We start from the raw sequence: 7,644 nt of genomic DNA on the forward strand, positions 1-7,644 counted from the left end.
ATCTGAAAAGCATGAATATCAAACGCAAGCAGCTATCAAATCATTCAAGCCACGGCGCTCACACTCAGTGTCCACCCGCACCGGGCTCGACCGTGCGGCTCGGCCTCGGTGCCAACCAGATCGCGCAGGCTGCCAGCACAAAGCCGCCCGCGATGATGAACATGATCTGGTTGGTGGCCAGCATCACGCTCTGGCTGGTGATGAGCTGATCGAGCGCCGACAGCGCCGCATCGGGACTCATGCCCGACTGCTGCAGCCCGTGCAACACCTCGCCGCTGGCATCGCTCAAACCCACCAGATCCGCATGCTTGCGCGTCGTGCCGTTCTCCCAGGCCGTGTTGACCACCGAGACCGCAGCCGCGCCCGACAGGGTGCGCAGAAAGTTCATCAGGCCGGCGGCGTTGTCCATCTCCTGCGGCTCCACGCTGGCCAGCGCCAGCCCGGTGGTCGGTATGAAGAAGAACGGCAGACCCAGCCCCATGAACATCAGCGGCAGGGCGATGTCCCAATAACCCATGTCCGTGGTCGCAAACGCGCGCCAGAAGGTGATCACCCCCATCCAGAACACGCCGCCAAAGATCAGCCGGCGCGGGTCCACCCGGGCCGCCAGCCCCGCGGCGGCCGGTGCCACGAAGAGCGCGAACAGCCCCGTCCAGGCCGTGACCAGACCCGCGAGCGTGGCCGTGTAGCCCATAAAGCTCTGCAGCCACAGCGGCGTGAGCACATTGACGGCGAAGAAGGCCGCAAAGGCCAGACTGATGGTCAGCACGGCCATGGAAAAGCCGCGGTGCCTGAAGACGCGCAGATCAACGATCGGGTGCTCGGCATGCAGCTCCCAGATCATGAAGGCCGCAAAGCCCACCACGGCGACCACGGCCAGCGCCACGATCATGGGCGAGGCAAACCAGTCCAGGTTCTTGCCTTCGTCCAGCATCAGCTGCAGCGAACCCACCCAGACGATGAGCAACACCAGGCCCACAGTGTCTATGGGGTTCTTGAGCAGCGGCTGCTCGTAGCGCCTGACCAGATGCCAGACCGCGAACGCGCAGACCAGGGCCACCGGGATGTTGATCAGAAAGATCCAGTGCCAGGTGTACTCGTCGCAGATCCAGCCGCCCACGATGGGGCCCAGCACGGGAGCTATCAGCGTGGTCATGGACCACAGACCGATGGCCGCAGGCGCCATGCGCGGCGGGAAGATGCGCAACAGCAGCGACTGGGACAGCGGCATCAGCGGGCCGCCGGCCAGGCCCTGCAAGATGCGCGCAAACACCAGCATGCCCAGCGAATTGGCCAGGCCGCACAGCAGCGATGCCAGACCGAACAAGCCCATGGCCGTGGCAAACACGCGCACCGCACCGAAGCGCGCCGCCAGCCAGCCGGTCAGCGGCACGGTGATGGCCTCGGCCACCGCATAGCTGGTGATGACCCAGGTGCCCTGGCTGGTGGTCGCGCCCAGGTTGCCGGCAATGCTGGGCACGGAGACATTGGCCACCGTCATGTCCAGCACGGCCATGAAATTGGCCGCGGCCAGCACCAGGGCCGCCAGCCACAGCGTGCCCCCCGTCAGCGGCACCATGCCGGCAGCCATGGGCACGGCAGGCGCATCGGCCGCCGTGGCCGCAATTGCGTTGTGATCGCTCATGAGACGCTCACTGCGCGGCCGTGGTCGCCACGCCGGCTGCGTCGGCAGGGCCGCTGCGGGTGTCCACCGTCACCTGCATGGACAGGCCCACGCGCAGCGGGTTCTTGGCCAGCTCGGCGGCATCGAGCTGAATGCGCACTGGCAGGCGCTGCACCACCTTGATCCAGTTGCCCGTGGCGTTCTGCGCGGGAATGGCCGCAAACGCCGAGCCGGAGCCGCCGCTGAAGCCCACCACAGTGCCGCTGTACTTCACATCGCTGCCGTACAGATCGGACTGCAGCTGCACGCGCTGGCCCACGCGCACCTTGCCCAGCTGGCCTTCCTTGAAGTTGGCATCCACATAGATCTGCTGCACCGGCACCACCGTCATCAAGGGCGCGCCGGCCTGCACGCGCTGCCCGATCTGCACGCTGCGCCTGGCCACCACGCCATCGACGGGAGCGCGCACCGTGCTGCGATCCAGATCGACCTGGGCCTGATCGCGACGCGCCTGCGCCAGCTGCACCTCGGGGTTGGTCTCGGCATCCGCGCCCTCGATCAAGGTGGCGTTGACCTGCTTGGCGCCAATGGCGGCTTCGCGGTTGGCCCTGGCCTGGGCCTGCGCAGCCACGGCCGATGCCAGCTGCGCCTTGGCTGCGGCAAACGCGTTCTGCGCCTGCGTCAGTTCCTCGCCCGAGACCGAACCGCTCCTGGCCAGGGCCTGGCGGCGCTGCAAATCGATGGTGGCACGCTCCATATCAGCCTCGGCCGCCAGCAGCTGCGCGGCCGCGCGCTTTTCATCGGCCTCGCGGGCCGTCACCTGGGCCTTCAGGCCGCCATCATTGGCCACGTAGCCCTTGACGCGGCGCATGGCGCGGGCCAGCTCGGCCTCGGCCTGGGCCAGTGCCAGCCTGGCATCCGTGGGATCGATGCGCAGCAGCACATCGCCTTGCTTGACGGCCTGGGTGTCCCTGACCAGCACCTCCAGCACCGTGCCACCAATGGAGGGCGTGACCTGCGCCACCTCGGCCGCCGCATAGGCGTTGTCGGTGGAGACGAAGCGGGAGGCATGCAGCCACCAATAGGCGCCGGCAACCGCACCGCCAAGCAGCACCAAGCCTGCCAGCCCGGCCAGCAACCGGTTGCGGCGCTGTTCGCGCGCAGCGGGATTCGCGCTCACGGAAGAAGCGTTTTCAGTCATACAAAAACCTCGGAAATATTCTTGGGAGTCACGCAAACAGGACTGCATTCGAGGCCTGCCTGCTGAGGCAGCCGTCTTGCCCGAACCTGTTTTGCGCAAGTCGTGATTGAGTTCTGGAAAGTGGCTCAGGCCTTTGGCAAAGCCGCATGCTGGACGCCGGCGGACTCGCTCCAGCCGCCGCCCAGTGCGCGATGCAGACCGATATCGAGCGTCAGGGCGCGCGACTGCACATCGACCAGCTGGCGTACGCTGGCAAGCAGCTGGTCTTCGGCTGACAGCACATCGAGATAGCGCGCCAGCCCGCCCTCATAGCGGTTGCGCGCCACGCGATGCGCCTCGGTCGCGGCCGTCACGGCCTGCTGCATGGCCGTCAGCTGCTGCTGCAGCGCTCGCTGGCTGACGGCGTTGTCCGCCACCTCCTGCAAGGCCCGGTTGAGCGTGCTGCGGTACTGGGCCACGGCCTCGTCATAACGGGCGCGCGCGGCACCCAGTTGCGAGCGCAAACGGCCGCCATTGAAGATCGGCAGGCTGACGGCCGGGCCCACGCTGGCGATGCCGGAGCCGCTTCGGGTCAGCATGTCCAGGCCCAGCGACTGCACGCCGACAAAGGCGCTGAGATTCACATCGGGATAGAACTCGGCCTGTTGCGATGCCACGCGCGACTCCAGCGCCTGTGCCTGCAGGCGGGCCGCCACCACATCGGGGCGACGGCCCAGCAGATGCGCCGGCAACTGCTCGGGCAAGGCCCATTGCTGCTGCCACGGCGATTGCAGGCGCCCGGCATCGAGCACGATGGCCGCACCACGATCGGGAGCGGCGCCAATCAGCGCAGCAATGCTGTTGCGCTGCAAGCCGACCTGTTCCTGCATCTGTGCCAGCTCGGCCTGTGCAGCCGCCAGACGCGCCCTGGCGCTGTGCACGCTGCCCTGGTTTTCGAGCCCGTTGGCATAGCGCTGCTCAAACAACTCGGCCGTGGTCCGGCGCACCTGCACCGATTGCTCCAGCGTCTGCGTATTGGCGGCCAGACGCAGCAGCTGTGCATAGGCCAGGGCCACATTGCTGGACAGCAAGAGACGCGCCTGGGCGGCATCGGCCTCGCGCGCTGCCAGCTCGCCGGCAGCGGCGGCCACGGCGGCGCGCTGCTTGCCCCACAGATCCAGCGACCAGCTCAGGTCCAGCGTGGCGCGGCCATAGTCATTCATGCCGCGCGGCGCGAAGGCCTCTGGCGTCAGATGGTTGTAGCTGAGCTTGTCCTCGCTGACCGAGGCGCGGGCGGAAAGCTGCGGCGCAGAGGCCGCCTCGCTCACACCCAGCATGGCCCTGGCCTGCTGCACGCGGGCGGCGGCGGCAGCCATATCGGGAGCGCCCTCCAGGGCCTCGGCGATCAGCTGATCGAGCTGGGCGTCGCCATAGCGCTGCCACCATTGCTGGCTGGGCCAGTCCATGGGCGGAGCATGGCTTGCAGCCTGCAGAGTCTCGGGTACGGGCTGCGCCAGCATGGCCTTGCCCTCCCATTCGGGAATCTGGGCACAGGCTGCCAGAACCACCGGCAAGCCCAGAACCCACCAGCCATGGCGCCCGCGCCGAATCCTCTGCGGCGCGGCGGCTATGCATTGAGTCATGAAATACTTTAATAATGAACTGTACGGTACAGTATATGTTTCCAGCGTTTCAGATCGCAAGCGCTACACTGAAAGACATCACAACCGCCCCAGGACATTTCGCCCCATGCGCACCAAAACGGAAGAAAAGCGACAAGCCATCATTGACGTTGCAGCGGCCACCTTTGGCGAACTGGGCTTCGAGCGCACTTCCATGTCCGAGATATGCACGCGGCTGGGCGGCTCCAAGGCCACGCTCTACAACTACTTTCCGTCCAAGGAAGCGCTGTTTCTGGAGGTGATGTTCCAGGCCTCCGAGGCCGACTTCCAGAACACCATGCTGGCACTGCAGGCCAGCAATGACGATGCGGCGCAGACGCTGTGCAACTTTGGCCAGCGTTTCCTGGGCCTGCTGTACTCGCCGGAGGTGATGGCCGTGCGCCGCCTGCTGGTCTCCGAAGGCGGGCGCGCCAATATCGGCCAACGCTGCTGGGACATGGGACCGGCGCGCGGCAACGCCGCCATCAATGCCTTCTTGCAGCAGGGCATAGAGCGCCGCCTGCTGCGCAATGCAGACACCGAGGTCATGCGCCATCACCTGCTGGCGTTGCTGGAGGCCGAGTTGCTGCCGCGCTTCATGTTCCAGCACCTGCCCGCCCCCTCTGCGCAGGAGATTGCCCTGTGCACCGAGCGCGCTGTGGATGCCTTCATGCGGGTCTATGGCACACCTGCTAAGACGCAGGACAAGGCCCCCCTATAAGAAAACCCTTATAACCCTCATAACGATGTCGGAACATACGATTTGCGCCGACGCCGTATAGAATCAATCACCGGGCCCAAGTTTTTTGAGGTCCGGTTTTTTTTGCCTGCTGCATGCCGGCACTGCCAAAAACCGGGCTCCAAGCCAAGCGCCTATCCTTGAAAATTGAGGTGGGTGAGATTCCCGCCGTGACCTTTTCCGGAGCTTGGAACCATGGAAATCTTCGACTACGACAACATTCTTCTGCTGCCCCGCATGTGCCGCGTGGAAAGCCGTTCGGAATGTGACACCAGCGTCATGCTGGGCAACCGCAGCTTCAAGCTGCCTGTGGTGCCCGCCAACATGAAGACGGTGGTGGACGAGAAGATCTGCACTTATCTGGCACAAAACGGTTTCTTCTATGTGATGCACCGTTTTGACATCGACAACGTGGCCTTCACCAAGGACATGCAGTCCAAGGGACTGTTTGCCTCCATCTCTCTGGGTGTCAAGCAGCCCGACTACGAAACGGTGGACCGCTTCGTGGCCGACGGCATCTGCCCCGAATACATCACCATCGACATTGCCCACGGCCATGCCGAGAGCGTGAAGAACATGATTGCCTACATCAAGGCCAAGATCCCTGCGGCCTTTGTGATTGCCGGCAACGTCGCCACGCCCGAGGCCGTGATCGACCTCGAAAACTGGGGTGCGGACGCCACCAAGGTCGGCGTGGGCCCCGGCAAGGTTTGCATCACCAAGCTCAAGACCGGCTTCGGCACGGGCGGCTGGCAGCTGTCGGCGCTCAAGTGGTGCGCCCGCGTGGCGACCAAGCCCATCATTGCCGACGGCGGCATCCGCAGCCACGGCGACATCGCCAAGAGCATTCGCTTCGGTGCCACCATGGTGATGATAGGCTCCCTGTTTGCGGGCCATGAAGAGTCACCCGGCAAGACCGTGGAAGTGGACGGCCAGCTGTTCAAGGAATACTACGGCTCGGCCTCCGACTTCAACAAGGGCGAGTACAAGCATGTGGAAGGCAAGCGCATTCTGGAGCCCGTCAAGGGCCCGCTGATGAACACGCTGGTCGAGATGCAGCAGGACGTGCAGTCCTCCATCAGCTACGCAGGCGGCACCAAGCTCATGGACATCCGCAAGGTCAACTACGTCATCCTCGGCGGCGACAACGCCGGCGAGCATCTGCTGATGTAGGCCGTAAAGCGCGACTCACCAGCGCGAAGGTGAACCTCCAAAAAAAAGCAACAAGGGCAGCTCAGGCTGCCCTTGTTGTTTTCAGCTATCCCTTTTTCTGCATCCTGCGCGCACAACTGATCTTTGATCATGGCCGCGATTGCGGCCTTCACCAGGGCTTAGCATGTCGTCATTCACAAGAACGTGTTGACGTTCCGAAACTCCAGGGAAACAACGCCATGAACACATTGAAGATCGCCGTTCTGGGCACGGGCATGATGGGCCTGCCCATGGCCCGCCGCCTGGCCCAGGCCGGCCATGAGGTCCACGTCTGGAACCGCACCCGCGCCAAGGCCGAGCCGCTGGCTGCCGATGGCGTGAGCATCCACGACAGCGCGGCAGATGCCGTGCGCGGAGTGGACTTTGCCGTGAGCCTGCTGGAGAGCGGCGCCATCGTGGGCGAAGTGCTGTTCACGCTGGGGGTTGCCGATGCCATGCCCAAGGGCTCGCTGTTCATCGACATGGCCTCCATCCAGCCACGCGAGGCGCGTGAACATGCGGGCAAGCTTGCCGCGCTGGGCGTGCGGCATCTGGATGCTCCCGTCTCGGGCGGCACGCTGGGTGCGCAAGCCGGCACGCTGGCCATCATGGCCGGTGGCGAGGCTGCGGATTTCGAACATGCCCTGCCCGTCTTTGCAGCGCTTGGCCGTGCCACCCATGTGGGCCCGCACGGCGCAGGCCAGCTCGCGAAACTGGCCAACCAGATGATCGTGGGCATCACCATCGGTGCCGTGGCCGAAGCGCTGCTGCTGGCCGAACGTGGCGGCGCCGACCCTGCCAAGGTTCGTGAAGCCATCTCCGGCGGCTTTGCCGACAGCCGCATCCTGCAAGTGCATGGCGAACGCATGGTCAAGCACGACTTTGCACCACGCGGGCGCATGACGGTGCAGCTCAAGGACATGCGCAACGCCATCGCCACGGCCGAGGAAGTCGGCTTTGACGCACCCATCACCGGCCTGCTGGAGCAGCTCTATGCCGAGGGAGTGAAAAACGGCCTGGGCGACCTGGACCAGGCGGGTCTGTTCGTGGAATTGCAACGCCGCAACGCACTGGATTAAAAAAACCTGCGGGTTTTCCTGCAAGCCCTCCAGAATTAGCGCATAATTGCGGTCTCGCTTGCAGCGCAGGCGTTGTGTGGGGCTCTTAGCTCAGCTGGTAGAGCAGCGGACTCTTAATCCGTTGGTCGAGTGTTCGAATCACTCAGGGCCCACCAAAATTCTTCAGTCTG

Annotated in this window: 6 protein-coding genes and 1 tRNA gene; 4 read left to right on the forward strand and 3 right to left on the reverse strand. The window is 64.7% G+C overall.

The genetic code is table 11. The features are described from left to right. Positions 1-64: 64 nt before the first annotated feature. The 3 genes from ACWGXF_RS01465 to ACWGXF_RS01475 all read right to left on the reverse strand — a co-directional run bounded on the left by ACWGXF_RS01465 (position 65) and on the right by ACWGXF_RS01475 (position 4,447). Positions 65-1,645: a DHA2 family efflux MFS transporter permease subunit gene (locus ACWGXF_RS01465; RefSeq protein WP_306164043.1), complete on the reverse strand. Its 1,581-nt coding sequence runs from the start codon at positions 1,643-1,645 to the stop codon at positions 65-67. 7 nt (positions 1,646-1,652) lie between these two features. Further along, positions 1,653-2,825: an HlyD family efflux transporter periplasmic adaptor subunit gene (locus ACWGXF_RS01470; protein ID WP_256629847.1), complete on the reverse strand. Its 1,173-nt coding sequence runs from the start codon at positions 2,823-2,825 to the stop codon at positions 1,653-1,655. Between the two features lie 125 nt (positions 2,826-2,950). Then, the gene (locus ACWGXF_RS01475) at positions 2,951-4,447 is read right to left on the reverse strand and encodes an efflux transporter outer membrane subunit (protein ID WP_256629846.1); all 1,497 of its coding nucleotides are present in this window, start codon (positions 4,445-4,447) and stop codon (positions 2,951-2,953) included. Between the two features lie 106 nt (positions 4,448-4,553). Here ACWGXF_RS01475 and ACWGXF_RS01480 point away from each other — a divergent pair, with 106 nt between their 5' ends. The 4 genes from ACWGXF_RS01480 (at position 4,554) to ACWGXF_RS01495 (ending at position 7,629) form a co-directional block, all read left to right on the forward strand. Then, the gene (locus ACWGXF_RS01480) at positions 4,554-5,186 is read left to right on the forward strand and encodes a TetR/AcrR family transcriptional regulator (RefSeq protein ID WP_256629845.1); all 633 of its coding nucleotides are present in this window, start codon (positions 4,554-4,556) and stop codon (positions 5,184-5,186) included. A 213-nt stretch (positions 5,187-5,399) separates the two neighbouring features. After that, positions 5,400-6,377, forward strand: coding sequence for a GMP reductase (locus tag ACWGXF_RS01485; RefSeq protein ID WP_043006439.1), 978 nt, complete (start codon positions 5,400-5,402; stop codon positions 6,375-6,377). Between the two features lie 218 nt (positions 6,378-6,595). After that, on the forward strand, positions 6,596-7,474 hold the full coding sequence (locus ACWGXF_RS01490; protein ID WP_012837213.1) for an NAD(P)-dependent oxidoreductase: 879 nt from the start codon (positions 6,596-6,598) through the stop codon (positions 7,472-7,474). A gap of 79 nt (positions 7,475-7,553) precedes the next feature. Continuing rightward, a tRNA-Lys gene (locus tag ACWGXF_RS01495) sits at positions 7,554-7,629 on the forward strand. Positions 7,630-7,644 lie beyond the last annotated feature (15 nt).

Source organism: Comamonas sp. HJ-2 (genome assembly GCF_053615495.1).